Origin of the sequence: Brevibacterium siliguriense (genome assembly GCF_900105315.1) — a bacterium.
GTDB lineage: Bacteria > Actinomycetota > Actinomycetes > Actinomycetales > Brevibacteriaceae > Brevibacterium > Brevibacterium siliguriense.
In genome coordinates, this window is record NZ_LT629766.1 from 20839 (window position 1) to 43646 (window position 22808).

Sequence of the window (22808 nt, forward strand, 5' to 3'; positions counted from 1 at the left end):
GTTTCATCGAGAAGATCGCCATTTCTCGATCAACACATCCGATCTATAGTTTTCTGCTGTGCCCGAGAAAGGGAATCATGTCTCAGATATCCGAGGTCGAGGTCATCGACCTGCGCTTCCCCACTTCGCTGAGCCTCGACGGCTCCGACGCAATGAACCCCGACCCTGATTACTCAGCGGCCTACCTCATCGTGACTACGGACGCAGCGCCAGCAGATTCCGGACACGGGTTCGTGTTCACCATCGGACGCGGCAACGACATCCAGACCGAAGCGATCCGGGTCATCGCCGAAACCCTCATCGGACGCAATGTCGAAGCGATCATCGACGACATGGGCGGCTTCTGGAAGGAACTCGTCCATGACTCGCAGATGCGGTGGCTCGGCCCGGAGAAGGGCGTCAGCCACATGGCGATCGGCGCCGTCGTCAACGCCATGTGGGATCTCAAGGCCAAACGCGCAGGCATGCCGCTGTGGGAGCTGCTGGGCTCGATGAACCCGCAGGAGCTCCTGGACCTCGTCGATCTGCGCTACCTCAGCGACTTCATGACCGCCGACGATGCCTTGTCGATCCTGCAGAAGGCCGAATCCGGCAAGGCTGCACGCATGCAGGAGCTGCGCGACCGGGGCTATATGGCCTACACCACCTCTCCCGGCTGGCTCGGCTACTCCGACGAGAAGCTCGCTCGGCTCTGCCGGGAAGCACTCGACGAAGGCTTCGAACAGATCAAGCTCAAGGTCGGGGCCAATCGCAACGATGACATCCGACGTCTGCGCATCGCCCGGGACATCTGCGGTGAGGGCTTCCCCATCGCCATCGACGCGAACCAGCACTGGGATTCCGCCGAGGCCGTCGACTGGATCGGTGATCTGGCCGAGTTCGATCTGCGCTGGGTCGAGGAACCGACCTCGCCCGATGACGTCCTCGCTCACTCCTACATTCAGAAGCACATCTCACCGACCCCGGTGGCCACCGGTGAGCACTGTCAGAACCGCATCCTGTTCAAGCAGTTCCTGCAGGCCGACGCCCTGCGCGTGATGCAGATCGACGCAACCCGCGTTGCCGGAGTCAACGAAAACATCGCCAATCTTCTCCTCGCCGCCCATGCCGGAGTCCCCGTCTGCCCGCACGCCGGCGGAGTTGGCCTCTGCGAACTCGTCCAGCACATGTCGATGTTCGACTTCGTCGCCGTTTCGGGTTCGATGGACGATCGCTGCATCGAGTTCGTCGACCACCTGCACGAACACTTCGTCACACCGGTCGATGTCCACTCCGGACGCTACTGGGCCCCCTCGGCACCGGGCGCCGGAGCCGAGATCAAACCCGAGACTCTCCACGCCTTCGCCTTCCCGGAAGGACCGAAATGGACGGAGCTGCCCGATACCGCAGATGCGAAGGCACCCGCCGAGGCTTCTGCCTGAGCACACTCTCACCCCACCAGGTCTCCACCACACAATCCACACACCACCGCATGACAGGAACGACGACGTGACTGAATCATCTGACACCGCTGTTGACATGGCTCGCGACCATTCGAAGGAACCGATTCCAGGCAAGGTTATCCTCATCGCAGTCCTTGCCGGGTTCTCCGGACTGCTCTACGGCTACGACTCGGGCGCGATCTCCGGGGCCCTGCCTCTCCTCATCGATCAGATGGGGCTCAACGTCGGAGAACAGGGGCTCATCACCTCGTTGCTCCTGTGGGGTGCCCTGCCGTCGATCATCGGTGCCACGCTTGCCGCGAGACGATTCGATCGTCGCCACCTCCTTATCGTGGCAGCCGTCATCTTCCTCATCGGCTCAATCGCCTGTGCCATCGCCCCCAATCCGGTGGTGCTCGGCGCTGCCCGATTCTTCCTCGGACTGGGCGTAGGCATCGCCAACATGTTCGGGCTGATCTACCTCTCCGAGCTCTCCCCCACCCGAATCCGCGGTCTCCTCACCGGTCTCTACCAGTTGGCCGTGAACTTCGGAATCCTCGCCGCCTACATCGTCGGCGACGCTTTCCAGGCTTCGGGTCGGTGGGAATGGATCCTCGGCATCGGAGCACTGCCCGCTGTCATCTTCCTCATCGGCATGGTGCTCGCCCCCGCCAGTCCCCGGTGGCTGATCACCCGCGGCCGTGACGACGATGCCAGGCAGGTGTTGAATTCCCTTCGCGGCACCGAAGAAATCGCCCGCTTGGAATTCAATGACATCAAGGCCAGCCTCGCTCAGCAAGAAGGCGGCATCGGCATGGTCCTGCGGTCGGCGCGCCGACCGATGATCGTCCTCCTCATCCTCACCTTCTTCCAGGTCTTCACAGGAATCAATGCTGTCGTCTACTACGCGCCGATCATCTTCGCGGAGTCCGGCATGGGCGCCAACGCGGGAGCCTATGCGAACTATGGCGTCGGCATCGCCCTCGTCGCCTCTACCGCCATCGCCCTGCCCATCATCGACAAGCTCGGACGCGTGAAACTGCTCGCGATCTCGATGATCGGTCAGACCATCGCAATGATCGGACTCTGGCTGCTGCCTGATGCAGGATGGATCAGCATCTTCGCCGTCTTCATCTACACTTTCGCCTTCGGCATCGGCATGGGACCGGTCTTCTGGCTCCTCGTCCCTGAGGTCCTTCCCCTATCGATCCGCGCCATCGGCACCGGAATCATCACTTTCGCCCAGTACCTATTCAATGCGATCTTCTCCTGGGCCTTCCCCGTCGCCCTCGACGCCATAGGATCGATCGTGTTCTTCATCTTCGCGTTGCTGTCCGCGAGCGCACTGTGGTTCGTCCTCGCGCGGGTACCCGAAACGTCCAACAGATCTCTCGAGGAGATCGAGGCATTCTGGCGGACCGAACGAGCCGCCAAGCACCCCCAGTCCTCGACCCAGAACTGAGCGGAGAACCCATGCTCACCACACCGATTACTCACCCGGAACTGCTGGCGGCGCTCGCGCGGTGCGGCCACGGATCGAAGATCCTGCTCGCCGACGGCAACTATCCACACGTCACCGGTGCGCCCGCCACCGCCGAACGCATCGGACTGAATGTCGCGCCCGGACTGCTCACGGTTGATCAGGTACTCCTCCCGATGAGCCGGACGATGACCGTCGAATCCTGCGAGTTCATGCTCACAGCGGACTCGTCGAAGGCACCCGCAGTCACCGGCTACGAAGAGATCCTGCCCGGGGTCTCCTTCATCGGCCACGAGCGGTTCGCCTTCTACGATGCCGCGCGCGAACCCGATGTCGCCGTCGTCATCGCCACCGGTGATGAACGCCAGTATGCCAACCTCCTGCTCACTGTCGGGGTCGTCACAGCATGATTACGCCCGCGCCGCCCGTCGTCGACACACATCTGCACCTGTGGGACAGGAGCAGGCTCGACTACCCGTGGATGACCGAGATTCCTCAGCTTCCGCAGACGAGTCTGCCCGAGGACATTCCGTCGTCGACCTCTGGAGCTGTCGTCATCGAGGCCGGCGCCGCGAAGGATCAGACCACTGCAGAAGTGGAATGGCTTGCCGAGATGTCCGATAGATTCCCCACGATCTGGGGACTCGTAGCGGCCGTCGACCTCACCGACTCCCACCTCAGCGAGATGCTTGCGAAACTGGGCGAGAATCCACTCGTGGTCGGAGTGCGAGACAATCTCGAGGGCCGTCCCCTCGGCGATCTCGAACTCGCTTCGTCGCTGGCGGCTCCGCTGCTGAGAGACGGAATCATCACTGTCCTCGATGCGGGCCTGACGTTCGACATCTGCGTCCGCGGCGGCCAGCTGCCGGAGCTCACCGGTTTCCTGGACGCGATCGCCAGTGCCCGCGGTTCGGCTGCGGGAATCGTCATCGACCACCTCGGCAAACCCATGCCCGACGGTCCGATCTCCGATCGCAAGGTCTGGGCCCAATCAATGCGGGACCTGGCCAGCCTGCCCGGACTGCACGTGAAATTCTCCGGGTTGCCCGGGCAGATCACCGGCCCTGTCGATGTCGCACGTGCACATGAACTCGTCCGCGACTTCATCGAGATGATCGAGGTGTTCGGGGCACAGCGGACGATGCTCGGCACCGACCATCCGGTCTCCACCCTCGCCCACGGTCTCACGGCCCCCGAGTGGATGAACGCAGTCAACTCAGAGTTCCGCAAGCGACTCACCGCCGACGAGGCAGCCGCGGTCACCGGCGGAACCGCCATCGAATTCTATGGATTGGGGAATCGATCATGACCATCAAGAACCCTGTCGTCCGCCGACTGCACGACCAGCGCAAACTCGGCTTCGGCGGTGCACCGATCGGGAACCTCTACCGGAGCATCGACGATGAAACAGCCGTCGGAACTGTCACTGAGGCCTGGGACCAGGGAATCCGCTACTTCGACACCGCTCCCCACTACGGTCTCGGACTGAGTGAGCGCCGCATCGGCGAGGTTCTGTCCGATCGCCCACGAGACGAGTTCCTGCTTTCAACGAAAGTCGGACGTCTGATCCGTCCGGCTGACCAACCGCGCCAACTCGATGACGAGGGCTTCGCGGTGCCCGGAGACCGTGTGCGCGTGCGCGACTACTCCGGTGACGGCATTCGCCGCTCAATTGAGGAGTCCCTCGAGCGGCTGGGCCTGGCGAAGATCGACATCGTCTTCATCCATGACCCCGACGACTTTTGGACCGAGGCAATCGACGGGGCAGTGCCCATGCTCAACCAGCTCCGCGACGAAGGCATCATCGGAGCTTGGGGCGCGGGTATGAACCAGGCCGAGATGCTCGCTCGCTTCGTCCGTGAGACCGATATCGACCTCGTCATGCAGGCCGGTCGCTACACCCTGCTCGAACAAGGCGGACGTGAAGAGCTCATCCCCGAGTGCGAGCGCCGCGGCGTGGGAATCGTCAACGTCGGGGTCTTCAACTCGGGCATCCTCGCCAACGAAGACCCCCTCGCACAGGCGAAGTACAACTACGAGGATGCCCCGGCCCCGATCGTCGAGAAGGCGCAGAATCTCGCGGAACTCGCGGCCTCACACGGCACGACCCTACCCGCCGCCGCACTGGCGTTCAGCTACCGGGACCCGGCCGTCACGAACGTAACTGTGGGCATGCGCACCGCCGCTCAGGTCCGACGCAACACGGACCTCTTCCGCCAGCCTGTACCCGATGCCTTCTGGACCGACGCGGTCGCGGCCGGACTGCTCGCCGTCGACCCGAAGTCATTCGGCGAATGAGTGCGTAGGTCTGTACCGGACAGGTTTGGCGCTTGTCAGCTCACCCCACAGCAAGAGACCGAGTCTTCGGTCCCGTCAAAACACCCGCAGAAGGAGATACCCATGGAGTTCATGAGAATCGGCGCACGCGATCAGGAGACGCCCGTCGTTCGTGTCGGAGATGATCACTTCGACATCAGCAGCGTTGTCAGTGATATCGACCCGGCGTTCTGGGCCGACGGGCCGGCACGCGTGACGCAGGCCCTAGACACGGGGAGCCTGCCGAAGGTCAACGTCGAGGGCCAGCGCATCGGCGCCCCGATCACCCGCCCGTCCGCAGTGATCTGCATCGGACAGAACTATGCCGAGCATGCGGCCGAGTCCGGTGACCCAGCCCCCGAACAGCCCATCATCTTCTTCAAGACACCGAATACGATCACCGGTCCGTACGATGCGATCGGCATCCCGCCGCGGGCACAGAAGTTCGACTGGGAGGTCGAGCTGGGCATCGTCATCGGCAAGCAGGCCGCCTACCTCGAAAGCCGAGAGGAAGCCCTGGACGTGATCGGCGGATACCTCGCCGCGAACGACCTGTCCGAGCGCGACTACCAGTCGGTCCACTCAGGCGGACAGTGGTCGAAGGGCAAGTGCGTGAAGGACTCTATGCCGCTGGGGCCGGTCCTCGTGACCGCGGACGCAATTGATGCCCACGATCTCTCACTCTCCAGTTGGGTCAACGGCGAACCGCGCCAGGGTTCGTCGACCTCGGACATGATCTTCCCCGTCGAGGACATCGTCTTCCGCCTCTCCCAGTACATGCAGCTCGAACCCGGCGACATCATCTCCACGGGAACCCCAAAAGGTGTGGCCCTGTCCGGCAAATTCCCCTATCTGGTTCCCGGCGATGTGTCCGAGGTCGAGATCGAGGGACTCGGCCGGCAGCGCCAGGAGTTCTTCCAGGTCGAGGTTCCCGCCGGAGTCGGCGCCGACCTGCTCCTGGGCTGAGCAGACAGGATCGGCAAGATGGGCCGACTTCTTCAGTCTGCTGGGCCAACGTTCCTCGATTTACACGGATCACAACTATTGAGAAAGCCGAAATGAAATGAGCACATCAGAAGAATTCGCCGGACTGACCGCGATCGTCACGGGAGGAGCCTCAGGCATCGGCCGATCCGTCGCTGAGCTGCTGCTGGAATCCGGTGCGAACGTCGCCGTCTTCGACCTCAACCCCGACGGAGCCCCGCACGGTGCTCTCGGACTGCAGTGCGATGTCTCCGACCGTGCCTCGGTCGAAGCCGCCGTCGAGTCTGCTGCCGCGGAATACGGCGGAATCGACATCGTCATCAACAACGCAGGCATCGGAGCCCAGGGCCAGGTCGATGCGAACGACGATGCCGAGTGGAACAAGGTCCTCAACGTCAACGTCGTCTCCGTCGCCCGCGTGACCGCCGCGGCGCTGCCTTATCTGCGCAAGTCCGAGCACGCGGCTGTCGTGAACACCTCGTCGATCGCCGCGACTGCTGGTCTGCCCGAGCGAGTACTCTATTCCGCGACCAAGGGAGCCATCTACTCGATGACCCTGGCCATGGCGGCCGACCACGTCCGCGAAGGCATCCGCATCAACGCTGTGTGCCCGGGTACCGCGAACACCCCCTGGGTGATGAGTGGCCTGATGTCGAAGGCAGAGAAACCCGAGGAGGAGCTGCGTCAGCTCAATGCGCGTCAGCCCCACGGTCGACTCGTCGAGCCGGTCGAGGTGGCCCGTTCCATTGCGTTCTTGGCCAGCCCCCTGCAGGGCTCGACGACTGGCTCCACTCTGGCCGTCGACGGAGGTATGCAGGGGTTGCGATTGCGCGCCGAATGAATCTCATTTCACACGCCGAGGCGGCTGTGGGCGGGAGCAACGACTCTCCGCGCACAGCCGCCTCGGCGTTTGTGATTCGTCAAATGTCAGATCAACCGATTCAGGTGATCAATCGCCTGACGCTGGTGGGGTTTGGGCGATATCGGCGTCGGCGCCGATGGCATCCTCATCGTCGACGTCGACATGATCTACCCAGCGCTGTACTCCGGTGACATGCAGAACCATGATCGATTGAGCCAGACGCGCGTCACCGGCGGCGAGCGCATCGATGATCGCGCGATGCTCGCTCAACGTCTTCTCCACGGCCCCGTCTTCGCTCATCCCCCGCCACGTCCTTGCCCGCGTCGTCTTCACGGAGACGGCTTCGAGCATTGCTGCCAAGTAGTCATTGCCCGCATAACGGGCGATCGTGGAATGGAACTCGAAATCCTGTGCAACCAACGACTCAATCGAAGTCGGGTCGGTGTCAGCGATTGTGGCCCGAAGCTCATCGAGGCCAGTCTCGTCGATGCGTGAGGCAGCACGATAGGCGGTTTCTGCTTCGAAGATGCGCCGGACCTCAAGAATCTCACGCAAGGACCCCGACGCGTGGACGTCGACAAGAAACGACACTGCCTCGACCATGTCCTCGGCGGCGAGGGACGTGACATACGTGCCGGACCCGCGCCTGACATCGAGGACGTTGATGAAGTCGAGAGCCTTCACCGCCTCTCGCAGTGAATTGCGCGAGAGACCGAGCCGTTCGGATAGTTCGGCCTCCGGGGGGAGGCGGTCCCCTGGCCCGAGCTCACCGCTGACGATGAGTTCTTTGATCTTCTCGAGTGCGTCGTCCGTCAGTGCCATGACCTCAACCTAGTACACTCTCCACCTGGTCTCGCCATTTGCGCCGGGCTTCTTCATACCAATACGCACGAACATGGGGCACAGGCGACGACAGGCATCGTCTGCTCCCGCGTAAAGTGGACTCAGCACGTCACTTATAGGACGAACCGAGTCGTTCCTCCTGATGAGACTCATACGCCAATGCCCACCGCTGTGCTGAGGAGAAGAATTGACCGCTGAACCGATCTGGCTTCCCAACCCCGACCAGACCCCGCGACCGCAGATCGCCGACTTCACCGACTACGCCAACCAGCGCACTGGCAAATCCATGGCAGGGTATGACGATCTGTGGAAGTGGTCGGTGAGCGACCTCGACGGGTTCTGGGGTGCGGTCTGGGACTTCTTCGACGTCATCGCCGATGAGCCCTACACCGAAGTCCTCTCCGATCGGTCCATGCCCGGTGCCGACTGGTTCCCCGGCACTCGGTTGAATTACGCCGAACACGCCCTGCGAGCCGGACTCGACGACAAACTCGCCAACGAACCGGCCATCATCACGATCAAAGAATCCGGCACTCGTACCGAGACCACCTGGCGCGAACTGCGCCGCCAGGTCGGATCCGTCGCCGCCTGGCTGCGCATCCAAGGAGTCGGCGAAGGCGACCGTGTCGTCGGCTACCTGCCGAACACCCACCACACGCTCATCGCTTTCCTCGCGTCTGCCTCAATCGGTGCGATCTGGTCTGCCTGTGCTCAGGACTACGCCGCCGAAGGTGCCGCGACTAAACTCGGCCAGCTCGAACCGAAGGTGCTCTTCGCCGCCGACGGCTACCTGTGGAACGGTCAAGCTTTCGACCGCCGCGACCAGGTCGCGGATTTGGCCAACCGGATGCCGAGCCTGCGGGCCGTGGTCGGGGTGGGCAACCTCGGCGAGGAATTCATCGTTGAACACGGTCAGATCACGAACCTCACCGCCTGGGACGATATCGCCTCCGCGGATGTTGAACCCGAGTTCACGCGCGTTGATTTCGATACCCCGCTGTGGGTGCTGTATTCCTCGGGTACGACGGGGATTCCCAAGGGGATCGTGCACAGCCACGGAGGGGTCGTCATCGATCACCTGCGCCTGCTGGGTCTCCACCTCGACATCCGGCCGGGTGACCGATTCTTCTGGTATACGAATACGAACTGGATGATGTGGAACCTCGTCGCCTCGGCGTTGGTGGGCGGTGCGACCACGGTGTGCTTCGACGGCAGTCCCCTCTACCCGGGGCCGGGCCGGCTATGGGAGATCGCCGCGGACACGAAGGCCAATGTGCTCGGGGTGAGTCCCGGAATCTTCCTGGCCGGGATGAAGGCCGGGATCGAACCCGGCAGGGAGTTCGACCTCTCCGCGCTGCGGACGATCGGTGCCACCGGAGCCCCGGTGCCCGCCCACTGCTTCCCATGGGTGCGCGATGCCGTCGGCGAGCGCGTGCAGCTGGCTTCGACGAGCGGCGGCACGGACGTCGTCAGCGGCTTCGCCGGATCCGCCCCGAACGTGCCGATCTGGGCCGGGGAACTCTCACGGCCGGTCCTCGGTGTGGCGTTGGAGTCCTGGGACGATGCTGGTCATCCTTTGGTGGGCGAGGTCGGCGAGATGGTCATCACCGCCCCGATGCCGTCGATGCCGGTGAAGTTCTGGAACGACCCGGACGGTGAGCGCTACCGCGACACGTACTTCTCGATGTTCCCCGAAGTCTGGCGCCATGGCGACTGGATCACCATCACCGACCACGGCAGCGTCACCATCTCAGGCCGCTCGGACGCCACACTCAACAGGCAGGGCGTGCGCCTGGGCAGCGCCGACATCTACGACGTCGTCGACGGCATCCCAGAGGTGGCCGAATCCCTGGTCATCGGCGCCGAGCAGCCGGACGGCGGGTATTGGATGCCGTTATTCGTTGTGTTGGCATCTGGGGTTTCGTTGGATTCCGGGTTGCGGGACCGGATTGCTGGGGAGCTGCGGTCGAAGGCGTCGCCGCGACATGTGCCCGATGACATCATCGCGGTTCCGGCCATTCCGCATACTCGGACGGGGAAGAAGCTCGAAGTCCCGGTGAAGCGGCTCATTCAGGGGCATGATCTGGATCGTGTGGCGAATCCGGATGCTGTGGATTCGTTCGAGGCGCTGGAGTACTTTGCGCGGTTTGCTGGTGGTAGCGGGCTCGCGTCGGGCAAGGTGATGACAGTCGAGTGACACGACTTAAGGCCAACCAGAACTAGCCCGATATAATTCGAATATGGCTCAGACATCTCGGCGGGACCGCGTACCCCCCGCTCAGGAGAAGGTTGTCATTGCTCGAAGCGGCAACAAATGCGCCTATCCTGGCTGCGGAACAGATCTGACTGTGGATCCTAGGGCCGACGGCGACCGTCCCAAGGCGACCGGTCGAGTTGCGCACATTGCCGCGGCGAGTCCTGATGGGCCCCGCTATGACGAAACAATGACGCCGGAAGAACGAGGCTCAGCAGACAATTTGATCTACTTGTGTAGCCCGCATCACGATGCCGTGGATTCACAGCTAAATCTCCACACGTGCGAGTTCTTGCAGGACGCCAAACGTAAACATGAGATTGCTGTGGAGCGTGCTGTGAGGAACGCTCTTGGCAAAGTGACATTCGAGGAGCTCGAAGTAGTGTGCACTGTGCTCGCCAGCACGCCGGCGACATCTCCGAATCTCGACGTAGAACTCGCATTGCCAGTACAGGAGAAAATTGAGCTAAATGAGCTGGGCGAAAAATCCGTTCAGCGGATCACCGCTGGTTTGTCCCAGGCGACACGCGTCGAAGCCTTCATCAGCTTTCAAACCACAATCGCGCCCTCTTTTGGTCATAGCTTAGTTGCGCAGTTCAAGAGTGAATACTACGCCGCGCGCGCGCAGAACCTCGAGCCAGATGATGTATTCGACTACCTTGTCGAGACTGCGATCGAGAACGCTGGCCCGCGTGACAATCCTCGAGTTCGTGCGGCCGCGCTCGCGGTGGTCGCCTATCTCTTCGAGATTTGCGAGGTATTTGAGCATGAGTGAGATCTTCCCAGACAAGTTTACGCCGCTTGAGCGCACCATCGTCGGTGAAGCCGCTGCATTGCTAGCGCTTTTGGGCGACCGAGCATTGAGCGTAGGGCAACTGTACGGGGAACACAGACGTTCGGCTAACGCGTCAACGTACGATAGTTTCGTTACAGCTCTGACTTTTCTCTACGGAGCGGGAGTTCTCAACTACGATGACCAGATGGTGAGGGTTTCGCCGTGCTGATTAGCCTTACCGCGAACCGTAACGAGTTTAAAGCTATCAACTTCCAGCCAGGATTCAATGCGGTCATCGCCGACCGAGCACACGATTCCACCGACCAGGACAGTCGCAACGCTCGTGGCAAGTCGACAATGCTCATGCTGTTGAACTACGTTTTGGCCGGTAATCTCGATAAGAGCTTGCAACCGCTTGCCGAAGACGGATGGAAAGTCACCCTGACGCTGGAAATGTTCGGCGGCAAAGTTGCAGCGACACGTTCTCTAGCGAGTGGCCGGTGGCTCTCGATATCGGCCGATGATCCTGCGCATGAGGTCATCAATCCATGGCTCTCAGAAGGGCAGATCTCCGTAGACAGCTGGAAAGCGCTTCTAGGACTCTCGCTTTTTCAGTTGGAGCCGGAAGAGCGCCAGGTAACCGGCGGAATATCGGTGCGCACACTTTTGTCTTATGTGATAAGGACTCATACCCCAAAAGACCCTTTAAAGGTAGTCGCGCAACAGAGCGCGATAAACAGCCGTGAGCATGTTGCATTTCTGCTCGGGTTGGATTGGGAAGTGATCCGCGATTTAGCCGCCGTCAAAAAAGGTTTGGAACAACTAAAAACTATCACCGCCGCGTCTAAAGAGGGACTGGTCGCGACGCTCCGTCCCGAAGACGAACTCGTTATGGAACGCGCCGCTCTGAAAAATGAGGCCGACGAGTGGAGGAAACGCATCTCGGGGTTCCGCATCCTCGAGGACCCGAACTCGCTGGTCGCGCGTGCTGATGAACTAACGGCTCAGATCAGCGGCCTACGGGACGAGGCGGTCGTTGACAAGCGCATGCGCGCGTTGTATCTCTCATCCCTTGAAATCGAAGAGACCGACGCATTGCCGGTCGAGGACCTACTCGGCGCAGCCGGTGCAATCCTTGCCGACGGTTTCAGACGCCGATCTGACCAGGTCCGCAGTTTCCACGACACGCTCTTGGCAAATCGCCGCTCATTTCTGCGCGGCGAAATTGAAGTTCTCGATGAACGCATCGCGGCACGTGCTTCGGAACTTTCGCAACTTGACGAGCAACGAGATGGCTTCTTACGAACGCTTGATGCTGGGGGCGCGCTCGATGAACTCAACGAGATGCGCGCCGAGCTCAGCGATATCGAAGCTCGCATGGCCGCACTTGACCTCCAGATCGAGCAAGCCCGTGAGCTTGTGACACGTCGAGAAGAGCTCAAGTTGGAGCAGTCCACGAAACGGAACGAAGCGACCAAATACTTAACTGCGACGCGAGAGAAGCTGGACCGAATAAGCGACCGGTACAGTCAAAAGATGAGAGCACTTTACGGTAAAGATGCGGCTCTGACGGTATCCGTCGATGACGCGGGGTATAAGTTCGCGATACGTGCCGCTGGCTCAGGGAGCACCGGCGTGGACAGGATGACCCTATTCTGCTTTGATCTCACAATGCTCGAAGAAGGCATCACTTCCGCGCATCATCCCGATTTCCTCGTGCACGATTCCTCTGTCTTCGACGGCGTCGATCCTCGTCAACGAGCGGGCGCATTGCAATTCGCGCAATCGATGGTCGAGTCGACAGGCGGACAGTACATCTGCACTATCAACAGTAATGATGTACCGGACGAACTACTCGAGCGAGACTGGTTTAAGGCTGGCATTGTGCGCACAATATTGGACACAGAAGTTGGCGGACTTGTCGGCCGAGAGTTCTAACGATTGGGTCTAGCTCGCGAAAAACGCCCTTTGTTTCACCCTGCAGACTATTCCGAATAGGCTTCGCCGTTCGGCAGTTACCTTGCCCTCTCTAATGGAAGAGGAAATAGACCGGGGTGCAGAAGCCACCCGGCCAGCCCGACCCCGTACTCCGCTGTTCGTGGATGTACGGGGGTCGGGCCGACTCGGCGAGGGTTTCGCTATCTCACAACAAACGATTCGACGGAATCACTCCCCGTCGATGTGTTCGGCTGCGGTCTCCTTGGTGTTCTCGACGTTGGTGACGACTTCGTCCGACTTGAGCCGGGTCTTGATGCCGACGTAGAAGACGATGGCGGTGAAGATGGTGCAGACCAGTTCGCCCCAGCCGAACGTAAGCACGTTCAGGGCACCTTCGCCGTAGTTGCTCAGCAGGCTGAGCACGGCCAGTCCCCCGAGCCACAGGATCATCCACCAACCGGACTTGAACTGCAGAGGCGGGATCTTGCTGCGGTCGCTGAACGCATAGTGCAGGCCGAGGACAACGTAGCCGAGCGCCATCGCCAGGAACAGCTTCCAGTTCGTGTCCCACCCGGTCCAGAACACGATGAGGTTCGCAGCGAGGAATCCGAGGAACGGCAGGACGTCCCCGCCTGGCAGACGGAACGGACGTTCCTGATCGGGCAGCTGACGACGCAGAGCCGCGACCGTGATCGGGCCGGAGCCGAAGGAGATGACGGTGCCGGAGGTGATGAACCCGACCATCTTCGCCCACGACGGGAATGGGAAGAACAGGAAGCACGCAACGATGAACGTGATGAGCAGACCGAACCACGGGATGCCCTTCTTGTTCAGCTTCGTCATAGCGCTCGGAGCATTGCCCACTCGTGCCTGCGAGTACGACAGCCGCGGGGTGAGCGCGGTGAAGATCAGGCCGGTGTCGGCCGGGGACACAACAGCGTCGATGTAGAGGATGATCGCCAGCCACATCGCGCCGAGCATGATCGCGATCTCCGCCCACGGTCCCGCCGAATTCGAGAACGACAGTCCGCCCCACCCGTCCTTGAGCAGGTCGGTGGGAATGGCACCGATGAACGCGACCTGCAGAAGGATGTAGATGATGCCGGTGAGCACGATCGAACCGATGACGGCGAAGGGCACGTTCCTCTGCGGGTTCTTCGTCTCGCCGGCGAACTCCACACCCTGACGGAAACCGAGGTAGGAGAAGACGATGCCCGCCGCGGGCAGGGCCGCGAAGATCGGGGCGATACCGTTGGGAGCGAAACCGCCGAACTCGGGCATGTGGAAGTGACCGGGGTTGAACGCCAGCAGCGCCAGCCCGATGAACACGAGGACGATGACGAGCAGCTTCCACCACACGAGGACGTTGTTGAACTGGGCGAAGAACTTCACACCGAACATGTTGATGACACAGAAGACCGCGACCATCGCGATGGACACGAAGATGCCCGGCACGGTGAGGACGAGGACGCCCTCTTTCGACTCCATCAGCCACGGCATATAGCTCGAGGCGTACTGCACGGCCGCGAGCACCTCGATGCCGACGGTTCCCGCCGCCGACAGCCACGTGATCCACCCGCTGGTGTAGCTGGCGAACGAACCGAACGCATAATGCGGGTAGCGCACGACACCGCCGGCGACAGGGAACATGACACCGAGCTCGGAGTAGTTCAGAGCCACGAAGATGATAAGGACCGCACCCAGGGCCCACGACAGGATCGCGGCCGGGCCGGCCATGCTCGCAGCATCGAAGGCGCCGAAGAGCCAACCGGAGCCGATGATCGACCCGACTCCGGTGAAGAGCAGACCGGTCTTGCCGATATCGCGCTTGAGCCCTTTGTCGTGGACGACGGTCACGCTCGTGGGCGAGCCCGATGACAGGAAACTGTGTGAGGGCACCTTTGCCTCCCAGGATTGACGGCTATATTTCCGCGGCTAGTTTTCTCCTGTCATTCAGTGATGTCAATTACATAGCCAGGTTATTTGGCAAGGTCACAGACGCAGACGACCCCAAACACGGCTTTTCCGTGTCCGGGGTCGAATGGTGGACCTTTTCGGGTCACTATGTGAGGTTTCAGCACTTGAGGTGGGCGCCGACGTGATGGGGGGGGCCAGCTCAAATAGAAGATGTGAGTCTGCCAGTGCATGGTGCACTGGACCAAAAGAATCGTCAGAGCACAGCAAGGACCTGCGATGAGCTGGCCGTCAAAACCTCGACGGCACAGAAGACGTCGAGATTGTGACGGCCAGCGATTTGTTCAGACTCGCACAGGTGTGAGCTATTCGAGGACGGTGTCGCTCTGCCACGGAGTTCCTGGACCATCTAACGGGAGCGAACGCCCAGCCACCACAGACACGCACTCAGCGGTCGCGAAACATGATCGCTAGGACCGTAACCAGCTCAGCTGCCAATATTAGAATCAGAACCCGCCGATTAGATATGCAAGTCAAGCGTCCGCACGACGTTTAAGCGTCAGGTAGGTGAATACAGCTCCAACCAGCACTACGACTGCCAACGCCAGCATGGATGTCGTGATGCCATCCGAAGGCGTGCTCCTCGAAATATAGCCACTTACAAAAGTTACAACGGCCACGCCGAACGATGCGGGGATGTTAAATGTCATTTGAAGCAGACCCGAAGCTTGTCCAGATTGTTTGGGTTCAATCTCCGACATACCGGCCGTATTACAGGCAGGGATTGCGATCCCCACACCAACACCCATTAGGGCCAAGGGGATGATTAATTCCACGAATGCCATATCTGGCGTGAAAAAGAGTCCGACCCAGATGAGTGCTACCGCCTGCATTACGAGTGACGAAGTAATAGGGGCCCGAGCTCCACTCTTGTCCACCCACATTCCACCTACCGGCTCCGCAAGCATGCAGATGCCCGTAGTAATCACGATGACCCAGCTTGCCTTGACAGGCGAATATCCCAAGACGTTAATAAAATAGAGAGACCCGATAAATACCAAGAACGGAATATAGACGAACCCGACCGCAGCTTGGGCGAAGAATCCAACAGAAAATAACCGACTCTTCCATAGATTGAAGTCCACAAGCGGATTGTCAACCTTCAGCTCAATGAACACGAAGATGCCAAGAAGTATCACACCGACAGCAAGCGTCAACCACGTAGCAGGTGAATTCCAAGTCTCCGAAGCGTTTTGCAGACCATAAGTGACAAATGCAATTCCACCCACGCCGAAGATAAGGCCAGGAACATCGTATCTTCCCTTGGCCAGTACGCTACTGTATCCTCGTGTAGCTGCGATTGTCACGGCAGTAACTGCTACCGCCAGCGGCAGACTAAGCCAGAATGTCCAGCGCCAACCAGCTGCGTCCAGCAACCAAGAAGAAATTAAGGGGCCAACAAACAGTCCGAATCCATGCGCGAATCCCCAGAGTCCAATTGCAAACCCTAGGCGTCGCTTCGGAAACGTGTTTACCACAATAGTCAGGGTAGCTGGAGCGCAAATTCCGACTCCGATACCCTGAATAATCCGACCGCTAATCATAAGAGGCGCGGCAACTGAAATTGCAGATACGATTATTCCGCTAGCCAGTATGACATGTCCGATGACGATTATTTTGACTTCACCGACGAGTTCGCCCATTCGACCACCAGCGACTAGCGAAGCCCCAAAGGCTAGGCTATAAGCGGACGTTAACCAGGCTGAGGCAGTGGGCGTAAGCGTCAAGTCTTCTGTCATGCTCGGAAGCGCCGGCGCTACAACGGTACTGTACATCTGCGCGATTAGTGCCGCTAGGCCCATTGCCGCGAGAACTACCCACGCTGACTTCCTGGTTCTATTAATCTCAGTTCGCCTCGTTAACTGCACGATATCCGACACAGGCTGCTTTGCCATTTCAGATTTCCCTTCATGGCCACATTCACTCATCATTTGGGAAAATGAACGTGGGTGGTGGTTGATTGATCTTTACAGCGAATTGCTGGTGATTTTTGAGACGGCGCATATTTCACGCTGTTTGCCTGCCGCCAAGGCCCAAAGTAGCCAATGGGAAGCTTAAGGTAAGTCACGCCTCTTCGAGGCGTTCTTTAGCTGTTGGATGTAGGCCTATTCGCAAAGGCAACGCAGCCCGCATTAAACTGCCTATCAGGGGCTAGTCCGACTCTTCGCCAGTTTGCTACTTCGTGGCTTACGGCATTGTTGCGGGTTTGATTTAATCCTGCACCGTTCATCATTGAATGTGGCTCCCTTCAATATCAGGAGTGTTGTCCGTCGCCATTAACGGGATCGTCAACTCTCTTCTTGAGATTACCATTCATACTATGATAGGACAAGTGCGCGAGTGGATTGTCTAGCTGTTTTTCTCGTCTAGAGTTTGCGCCCTCCCGGCGACAGACCTGTCGGGCTTTGTGGAGAAATGGTCGCCGGCCGACATGGCATCTGGCCCGGGTGAGCAGCCCTGGGGAAGGGGGCATCCGGGTGAACGTCCGAGTGAGGATAGAGCCTCGCTGAGCGAATGGCTCACACAGCGAGGCTCTATTTGTTAGTTCGGACCTTGTATTATTGGCTTCCTGCTTCGCAGGGCTGAAGCTTGCCATCAACCCGGCGCGTCAGGTTCCAAGGATTTTCTTCCTTTAGCGCATCAGGTAAAAGCGCCGCTGGCAGGTTCTGGTAGGCAACCGGTCGCAGGAAGCGTTCGATAGCCATGCTGCCAACCGATGTCGTGCGCGGATCAGAGGTCGCCGGAAATGGCCCACCGTGAACCATCGCATGACCAACTTCTACGCCCGTGGGCCAATCGTTCACCAAAATGCGTCCCGCGAGGCTTTCTACCGCGGGCAATATGTCAGCTGCCGCCCTGAGATCTTCGGAGTCCTCAACATCCATCTGGAGTGTAGTTGTTAGCTGCCCCTCAAGATGAGCAATTGACTCTACGAGCTCGTCGAAATTGCCATATCGAATAACAACCGACGCAGCACCAAATACTTCTATTTGCATTTCTGGGTTCGCCACGAAAGAAGCCAAGTCAGCCTCAAATATGACGGGCGCTGGTGCATTTTCTGTCTGGCCACCTTCGCCCCGCCCGAGCAGGTTCATGCCACCCTGACCGCTTAGCTGCGTAGTCCCTTCAAGCCAGGCATCCGCGATTCCGGGTGTCAGCATTGTCTTGCCGTCCACCTCTTGGACCGCACGAATAACTGCCTCAACAAATCGGTTACCGTCATCGGTGGCTGGAACAAAAACGTGTCCCGGCTGAGTGCACAGTTGGCCAGATGATCCCGTCACCGAAGCAATGTACTCCTCGGCGAGCGCGTCAACATTCTGTTTCAGAGCACCCGGAAGCACAAATACCGGGTTAGTTGAACTCATCTCAGCGTATACCGGTATCGGCACCGGGCGGCTCTGAGCCGTCTCGACCAGTGCGAGTCCGCCCTGGCGCGAACCGGTGAAGCCAACAGCCTTAATCGCTTCATCCGCCACGAGCGCCTGACCAACGATGCGGCCGGGCCCGAAAACAAGTGAGAACACACCCGGGTGTAGGCCATGATCAGCAACTGCGTCGGTAATAGCTTTGCCAACTAGCTCACTTACGCCAGGGTGGGCGTTATGTGCTTTGAAAACGACTGGGCAACCAGCGGCCAGCGCTGAGGCCGTGTCGCCGCCAGCGGTTGAAAACGCAAGAGGAAAGTTCGAAGCGCCAAACACCGCAACGGGGCCAAGGGGAACCTTCCGCTGTCGAATGTCCACTCGGGACGGATTTCGATCTGGAATTGCCGGATCTATGCGTGCGCCGATGAAATCGCCCTGACGCACCACGTTTGCAAACATGCGCAATTGGTTGACAGTGCGCCCGCGTTCACCCTCAGCACGGGCACGTGGCAGCCCACTTTCAAGCACGTAGCGCTCCGTGAGCGGTTCAGCCAGTGCGTCAAGATAGTCCGCGACAGTTTCAAGAAACGCGGCACGTGTACCCAAGTCAGTTACCGAGTAGGACGCGAATGCTGCTTTCGCTTCCCGGGTTGCCTCCCTGAGCTGTTCCCGGTCGACGAGGGTGTAGCTGGGTTCCAGGCTCTCGTTGGTTGCAGGATTCACAGCGTGGCTCGCCCCATGGTTGCCTATGACTGGCTTCCCCGCGATGATCGATGCGCCAACCAATGTGTTCTTTTCACCGGCTTGAATTCGAGTCGTATCTGACATTTTGTCTCCCCTTCTTACGAGAGTGTCGGATGGCTAGTGGCGGATCGTCATCTTGTTAGCAAACTCATCAATGCCCAGCGGACCGAGTTCGCGGCCGATGCCCGAGCTCTTTACTCCACCAAACGGCATATCAGCCTGTGATCCTCCAGCTTGGTTGACATAGGTCATTCCCGCGTCAATCTGGGCACCAACCTCTCGCGCCCGCTCACGGTCCGTACTGAATACGCTAGATCCCAGCCCATACTTAGTGTCATTGGCGAGTTTGATCGCTTCATCAACATCTTTAACGCGGAAGAACAGTGAAACCGGACCGAAGATCTCATCACGGTAAGCAGCGCTGTCCTTGTTGACATCCGTCAAAACGGCTGGTGTCATAAAGGCGGTCTCATCATCGACGAGGTCTCCGCCAGTATGGAGTGTTGCACCGTCTGCAACGGCCTGTTTGATCTGTTCGGCGACCTCCTCAGCAGCATCGCGCGATGACAGGGGCGCCAGCGTAGTTTCAGAGTCAGCTGGATCTCCGAGCTTGAAATTCTTTGTTGCTTCAATTGCCGCTGCAACGAGGTCGTCGTACAGGTCGTCAAGCACGATGATGCGCTTGGGGGCGTTGCACGCTTGACCCGCGTTACTGTAGCGAGCTTCAACCACATCTTGAGCAGTCTGCTGAATGTCGTCGGAGTCCAAGACAATCAGTGGATCTGAACCGCCGAGCTCAAGGACGACCTTTTTCAGGTGCTTGCCCGCGAGTGTTGCAACGGAGCGCCCCGCAGCCTCACTGCCTGTCAAAGAAACACCTTGCACCGCCGGGTGTGCGATTACCTGTTCGACCTTCGAACTTGAAACAAACAGGTTGCGGTATGCGCCATCAGGCATGCCGGCATCGTGGAGAACCTGTTCGATGGCAAGAGCTGATTCAGGACAGTTCGATGCGTGCTTAAGTAGCAGAGTGTTCCCGAGCACAAGGTTTGGCGCAACAAAGCGAGCAACCTGATACACCGGGAAGTTCCACGGCATAATGCCAAGAATTACACCGGTTGGGCGCCGGCGAATCGTGATTTGGCCACCCTCAATGTCATGTTCTTCATCCGCTAGAAGAGTTTCAGCGTTGTCCGCGTAGTAGCGGAAGATAGAAACGACGAGCCCCATTTCACCACGCGCTTCGTCACTAAGTTTACCCATTTCGCGAGTCATGATTGTGACGAATTCTTCGGTGCGCTCTTCGAATAGATCGGCAGCTCTATTCGCAATCGCGGCGCGATCCTTGCGCGTTCGTGCGCTCCACTTTGCAAATTCAGCAGCGGCCAGTTCAACCTCGAGCTGGAGCTCGTCGTCGGTAAGAGACTCGAAAGTGTTGATTGTTTCACCGGTTGCCGGGTTCGTTACTGCGTACATTGTGTAAGTCCTTATCTTTCGTGCTTGGGTAAGTTGGAGACGCTTAAGTACCGATCAAGTCCTAGGCGGGATCGGCTTTCAGCAGCCCGCGGGCACTAAGGTTTTGAATGAAGTTCCATATTCCGTCTGTCCACTCTGGCGCGTCCTGTGATTGCGTTACCTCATTCACAAGCGCACCAAGCGACGGTGTAGAGATACGAACGATGTCACCAAGATCATGCGTAAACCCACCGCCCTTTGTGTGCCGGTCCTGTGTTGGAGCGAACAGTGTTCCGGTAAACAGCACGAAGCCGTCTGGGTACTGGTGGTGCTCACCCCAAGCGCTCGCTATGAGACTTACCGGGTCTCGGCTGATGTTCTTCATAGAGCTAGTGCCTTCGAGCACAAAGCCGTCTTCGCCCTCAACCCTGAGATCCACGTCCAAGTTGCGAACTGAATCCATATCAAAGTCCTCATCGAAGATACGAACAAAAGGTCCAATCGCACATGACGCATTGTTGTCTTTTGCCTCGGTGAGTAGGAGTGCACTGCGCCCTTCGAAGTCACGCAGGTTCACGTCGTTTCCGAGCGTTGCGCCTATTGGCTGCCCGTCAGATCGGACCACAATCACCGCTTCTGGTTCGGGATTGTTCCAACTAGACTTTGCATGCACCCCGATGAGACTGCCTGTACCCACTGATGACAGCACTGCAGCTTTCGTGAAGATTTCAGGGTCGGGTCCGATGCCGACTTCCAAGTACTGCGACCAAAGTCCTTCGGCCTTGAGTATGTCTTTGACTTTCGCGGCGTCCGGAGAGCCGGGTTCTATGGAAGAGATCGCCCCGCCGATCGATTCGGTAAGTTGACTGCGGATCCCCTCTGCCTTGGTGGAATCGCCCCCCGAGTGCTCCTCGATTACGCGCTCGAGCATCGATTCGACAAAGGTAACTCCCGCGGCCTTCACTACTTGCAGGTCAATGGGCGAAAGCAGACGCAAATCGCTTGCAGGTGAAATTTGCGGATCGAACTCAAGCGCATCCTGAAGCAGCCAGCGTTGACGCTCGTGGTCGCTTTGCGCATCGCGTAGCGTAGCAAGAAGATCCTCTCTGGCAAAGAGCACGGAAGTCGTCGGCCCTAAATCGGTGATGTCAATGAGTTCTTCACCGTCAGCCAGCACGATCGAAGGCCCGCCAACCTCCGGGTTGAATATTCTGCCAACGTGGAAACCACCGCGCTGTGCGGGCAATATGTCACTTGCTCGAATTCGTGGTGCGTTCAACGGTTTCTCTTTTCATCGTGGTTATTGTCTGAGGCGATGCCAGGTTCTCCACCCTCGTACCAGGCAAAGAACTCCCAGAATTCACCGTTTGGTCCGTCGAAATACGCGCATCGCGCATTCCACGGAAAGTCTTTCGGTTCGCTATAAAATTCAACTCCACGCGCCCGATACTCTGCATACGTTCGGTCTACCGCTGCTGGAGACTCCAGCTCACAGGCGAGCATGACGCTCCTGCCCGTACCACGCGGATCACGGCCAGGGACTCCCGTATTCTCCTCGAGATGGGGGCCCTCCCAAAGCGCGAGGATCACCCCTGGGCCTTCAAAATCAGCGAACCCGGGCATACGGCTACGCAGTTTGAATCCAAGCTTCTCTGTATAGAATCTCGCACTCTTCTCAATATCGTGCGCGACCAAGCAGACATCGGTCATCCTGGGATGCCGCTGGGGTGCTTGATTACTGGCTGATACTTGGGTCATTAGGTGTCCAATCGTTTTCGTGGGGAAACATCCACCGGTGGGGCATGAGCTCATTCAGTGAGGCCATGGTGACTTCGCCGGCGCTATCAATCATGATGGAGATGTCATCCGCATATGAGTCCATAAGCTCCCTGCAAACTCCGCACGGATTAGTGACGATTACGTCACCCTGGTCGTTCTTGCAGACCGCGACGATTGCGGTAATTTTCTCAGCGCCCGCCATAACAGCATTCGCTACGGCTGACGACTCAGCGCAAACATTCACGCGCCGTGACCCCAGGTGAATACCGCAGTAGATTTGTCCGTCATCACCTCTGGCTGCCGCAGCCACTTGGTGCAGTTCAGGATCGTGATGCTGTTCCATTAGTCTTCTTGCCGTGGAATAAAGTTCGCGATCCGCGGTGGTGGGTTTACGAATCATTCACGCCTCCTTACGTTTCAGTGCAACCGTGAGCCTGGTTCTCTGTTTGCATGATTCCGCCGGCTGGCCCAGTTGAAGTATCGAGGCACTAGTTGGGCGGCAAATCCTCACGCGCTGGCGAAGCGCTAGGGGCCCCTCCAATAGCGCAAACTTCCCCGACGCTCGTGGCTTCAACCACATCGTTCGTAGCCCCACGGATGCCTCCTTCTTTGGTC

19 protein-coding genes are annotated in these 22808 nt (G+C 59.1%); 11 read left to right on the forward strand and 8 right to left on the reverse strand.

The features are described 5' to 3' along the window. The first annotated feature begins 77 nt into the window (after nt 1-77). The 7 genes from BLU88_RS00085 (at nt 78) to BLU88_RS00115 (ending at nt 7042) form a co-directional block, all read left to right on the forward strand. The gene (locus tag BLU88_RS00085; RefSeq protein ID WP_092008957.1) at nt 78-1421 is read left to right on the forward strand and encodes an enolase C-terminal domain-like protein; all 1344 of its coding nucleotides are present in this window, start codon (nt 78-80) and stop codon (nt 1419-1421) included. 67 nt (nt 1422-1488) lie between these two features. Then, nucleotides 1489-2883 (forward strand): sugar porter family MFS transporter, encoded by a 1395-nt coding sequence (locus BLU88_RS00090; RefSeq protein ID WP_231939500.1) that lies wholly within the window; start codon nt 1489-1491, stop codon nt 2881-2883. An 11-nt stretch (nt 2884-2894) separates the two neighbouring features. Next, the gene (locus BLU88_RS00095; RefSeq protein ID WP_092008959.1) at nt 2895-3311 is read left to right on the forward strand and encodes an RbsD/FucU family protein; all 417 of its coding nucleotides are present in this window, start codon (nt 2895-2897) and stop codon (nt 3309-3311) included. After that, nucleotides 3308-4210: an amidohydrolase family protein gene (locus tag BLU88_RS00100; protein ID WP_092008960.1), complete on the forward strand. Its 903-nt coding sequence runs from the start codon at nt 3308-3310 to the stop codon at nt 4208-4210. Before BLU88_RS00095 ends, BLU88_RS00100 begins: the two co-directional genes overlap by 4 nt. Then, nucleotides 4207-5199, forward strand: coding sequence for an aldo/keto reductase (locus BLU88_RS00105; RefSeq protein ID WP_092008961.1), 993 nt, complete (start codon nt 4207-4209; stop codon nt 5197-5199). The genes BLU88_RS00100 and BLU88_RS00105 overlap by 4 nt, the downstream gene beginning before the upstream one ends. A gap of 102 nt (nt 5200-5301) precedes the next feature. Beyond that, a complete protein-coding gene (locus BLU88_RS00110; protein ID WP_092008962.1) occupies nt 5302-6183 on the forward strand; it encodes a fumarylacetoacetate hydrolase family protein in 882 nt (293 codons plus the stop codon). A 97-nt stretch (nt 6184-6280) separates the two neighbouring features. Continuing rightward, entirely contained in the window at nt 6281-7042 is a 762-nt protein-coding gene (locus BLU88_RS00115) for an SDR family NAD(P)-dependent oxidoreductase (protein ID WP_092008963.1), read from the forward strand. A gap of 108 nt (nt 7043-7150) precedes the next feature. On the opposite strand, the gene BLU88_RS00120 is transcribed toward BLU88_RS00115, so the two are convergent. Next, the gene (locus BLU88_RS00120) at nt 7151-7885 is read right to left on the reverse strand and encodes a FadR/GntR family transcriptional regulator (protein ID WP_092008965.1); all 735 of its coding nucleotides are present in this window, start codon (nt 7883-7885) and stop codon (nt 7151-7153) included. A gap of 208 nt (nt 7886-8093) precedes the next feature. Between BLU88_RS00120 and BLU88_RS00125 the strand changes: the two genes are divergently transcribed. Genes BLU88_RS00125 through BLU88_RS00140 form a run of 4 tightly spaced genes read left to right on the forward strand, consistent with a single transcriptional unit; the run spans nt 8094 to nt 12873 of the window. Continuing rightward, entirely contained in the window at nt 8094-10103 is a 2010-nt protein-coding gene (locus tag BLU88_RS00125) for an acetoacetate--CoA ligase (protein ID WP_092008967.1), read from the forward strand. 43 nt (nt 10104-10146) lie between these two features. Next, complete coding sequence (locus tag BLU88_RS00130) at nt 10147-10935, forward strand: ABC-three component system protein (protein WP_157688892.1); 789 nt, start codon at nt 10147-10149, stop codon at nt 10933-10935. Beyond that, nucleotides 10928-11164 carry an ABC-three component system middle component 6 gene (locus BLU88_RS19080; RefSeq protein ID WP_092008977.1) on the forward strand — a complete coding sequence of 79 codons (237 nt, stop codon included), beginning with the start codon at nt 10928-10930 and terminating at the stop codon, nt 11162-11164. Before BLU88_RS00130 ends, BLU88_RS19080 begins: the two co-directional genes overlap by 8 nt. Continuing rightward, the gene (locus tag BLU88_RS00140; protein WP_092008978.1) at nt 11158-12873 is read left to right on the forward strand and encodes a DUF2326 domain-containing protein; all 1716 of its coding nucleotides are present in this window, start codon (nt 11158-11160) and stop codon (nt 12871-12873) included. The genes BLU88_RS19080 and BLU88_RS00140 overlap by 7 nt, the downstream gene beginning before the upstream one ends. Nucleotides 12874-13101: 228 nt before the next feature. On the opposite strand, the gene BLU88_RS00145 is transcribed toward BLU88_RS00140, so the two are convergent. The 7 genes from BLU88_RS00145 to BLU88_RS00175 form a co-directional block, all read right to left on the reverse strand. After that, entirely contained in the window at nt 13102-14772 is a 1671-nt protein-coding gene (locus tag BLU88_RS00145) for an APC family permease (protein ID WP_197678157.1), read from the reverse strand. A gap of 548 nt (nt 14773-15320) precedes the next feature. Continuing rightward, nucleotides 15321-16778, reverse strand: coding sequence for an MFS transporter (locus BLU88_RS00150; RefSeq protein ID WP_092008980.1), 1458 nt, complete (start codon nt 16776-16778; stop codon nt 15321-15323). Nucleotides 16779-17405: 627 nt separating this feature from the next. Next, nucleotides 17406-19043, reverse strand: a complete 1638-nt coding sequence (locus tag BLU88_RS00155) for an aldehyde dehydrogenase (NADP(+)) (protein WP_092008981.1) — start codon at nt 19041-19043, stop codon at nt 17406-17408. 33 nt (nt 19044-19076) lie between these two features. Then, on the reverse strand, nt 19077-20435 hold the full coding sequence (locus tag BLU88_RS00160; RefSeq protein WP_092008982.1) for an NAD-dependent succinate-semialdehyde dehydrogenase: 1359 nt from the start codon (nt 20433-20435) through the stop codon (nt 19077-19079). A 61-nt stretch (nt 20436-20496) separates the two neighbouring features. Continuing rightward, nucleotides 20497-21693: a fumarylacetoacetate hydrolase family protein gene (locus tag BLU88_RS00165; RefSeq protein ID WP_092008983.1), complete on the reverse strand. Its 1197-nt coding sequence runs from the start codon at nt 21691-21693 to the stop codon at nt 20497-20499. Further along, nucleotides 21690-22226 carry a VOC family protein gene (locus tag BLU88_RS19085; RefSeq protein ID WP_407922839.1) on the reverse strand — a complete coding sequence of 179 codons (537 nt, stop codon included), beginning with the start codon at nt 22224-22226 and terminating at the stop codon, nt 21690-21692. The genes BLU88_RS00165 and BLU88_RS19085 overlap by 4 nt, the downstream gene beginning before the upstream one ends. Then, nucleotides 22150-22593 (reverse strand): cytidine deaminase family protein, encoded by a 444-nt coding sequence (locus BLU88_RS00175; protein WP_092008985.1) that lies wholly within the window; start codon nt 22591-22593, stop codon nt 22150-22152. Before BLU88_RS00175 ends, BLU88_RS19085 begins: the two co-directional genes overlap by 77 nt. Nucleotides 22594-22808: the final 215 nt, after the last annotated feature.

Coding starts and splice junctions, on each gene's coding strand:
- BLU88_RS00085 (WP_092008957.1), top strand. CDS start 78: ATGTCTCAGATATCCGAGGTCGAGGTCATCGACCTGCGCTTCCCCACT.
- BLU88_RS00095 (WP_092008959.1), top strand. CDS start 2,895: ATGCTCACCACACCGATTACTCACCCGGAACTGCTGGCGGCGCTCGCG.
- BLU88_RS00100 (WP_092008960.1), top strand. CDS start 3,308: ATGATTACGCCCGCGCCGCCCGTCGTCGACACACATCTGCACCTGTGG.
- BLU88_RS00105 (WP_092008961.1), top strand. CDS start 4,207: ATGACCATCAAGAACCCTGTCGTCCGCCGACTGCACGACCAGCGCAAA.
- BLU88_RS00110 (WP_092008962.1), top strand. CDS start 5,302: ATGGAGTTCATGAGAATCGGCGCACGCGATCAGGAGACGCCCGTCGTT.
- BLU88_RS00115 (WP_092008963.1), top strand. CDS start 6,281: ATGAGCACATCAGAAGAATTCGCCGGACTGACCGCGATCGTCACGGGA.
- BLU88_RS00120 (WP_092008965.1), bottom strand. CDS start 7,885: ATGGCACTGACGGACGACGCACTCGAGAAGATCAAAGAACTCATCGTC.
- BLU88_RS00130 (WP_157688892.1), top strand. CDS start 10,147: ATGGCTCAGACATCTCGGCGGGACCGCGTACCCCCCGCTCAGGAGAAG.
- BLU88_RS19080 (WP_092008977.1), top strand. CDS start 10,928: ATGAGTGAGATCTTCCCAGACAAGTTTACGCCGCTTGAGCGCACCATC.
- BLU88_RS00150 (WP_092008980.1), bottom strand. CDS start 16,778: ATGATGAGTGAATGTGGCCATGAAGGGAAATCTGAAATGGCAAAGCAG.
- BLU88_RS00155 (WP_092008981.1), bottom strand. CDS start 19,043: ATGTCAGATACGACTCGAATTCAAGCCGGTGAAAAGAACACATTGGTT.
- BLU88_RS00160 (WP_092008982.1), bottom strand. CDS start 20,435: ATGTACGCAGTAACGAACCCGGCAACCGGTGAAACAATCAACACTTTC.
- BLU88_RS19085 (WP_407922839.1), bottom strand. CDS start 22,226: ATGAGCTCATGCCCCACCGGTGGATGTTTCCCCACGAAAACGATTGGA.
- BLU88_RS00175 (WP_092008985.1), bottom strand. CDS start 22,593: ATGATTCGTAAACCCACCACCGCGGATCGCGAACTTTATTCCACGGCA.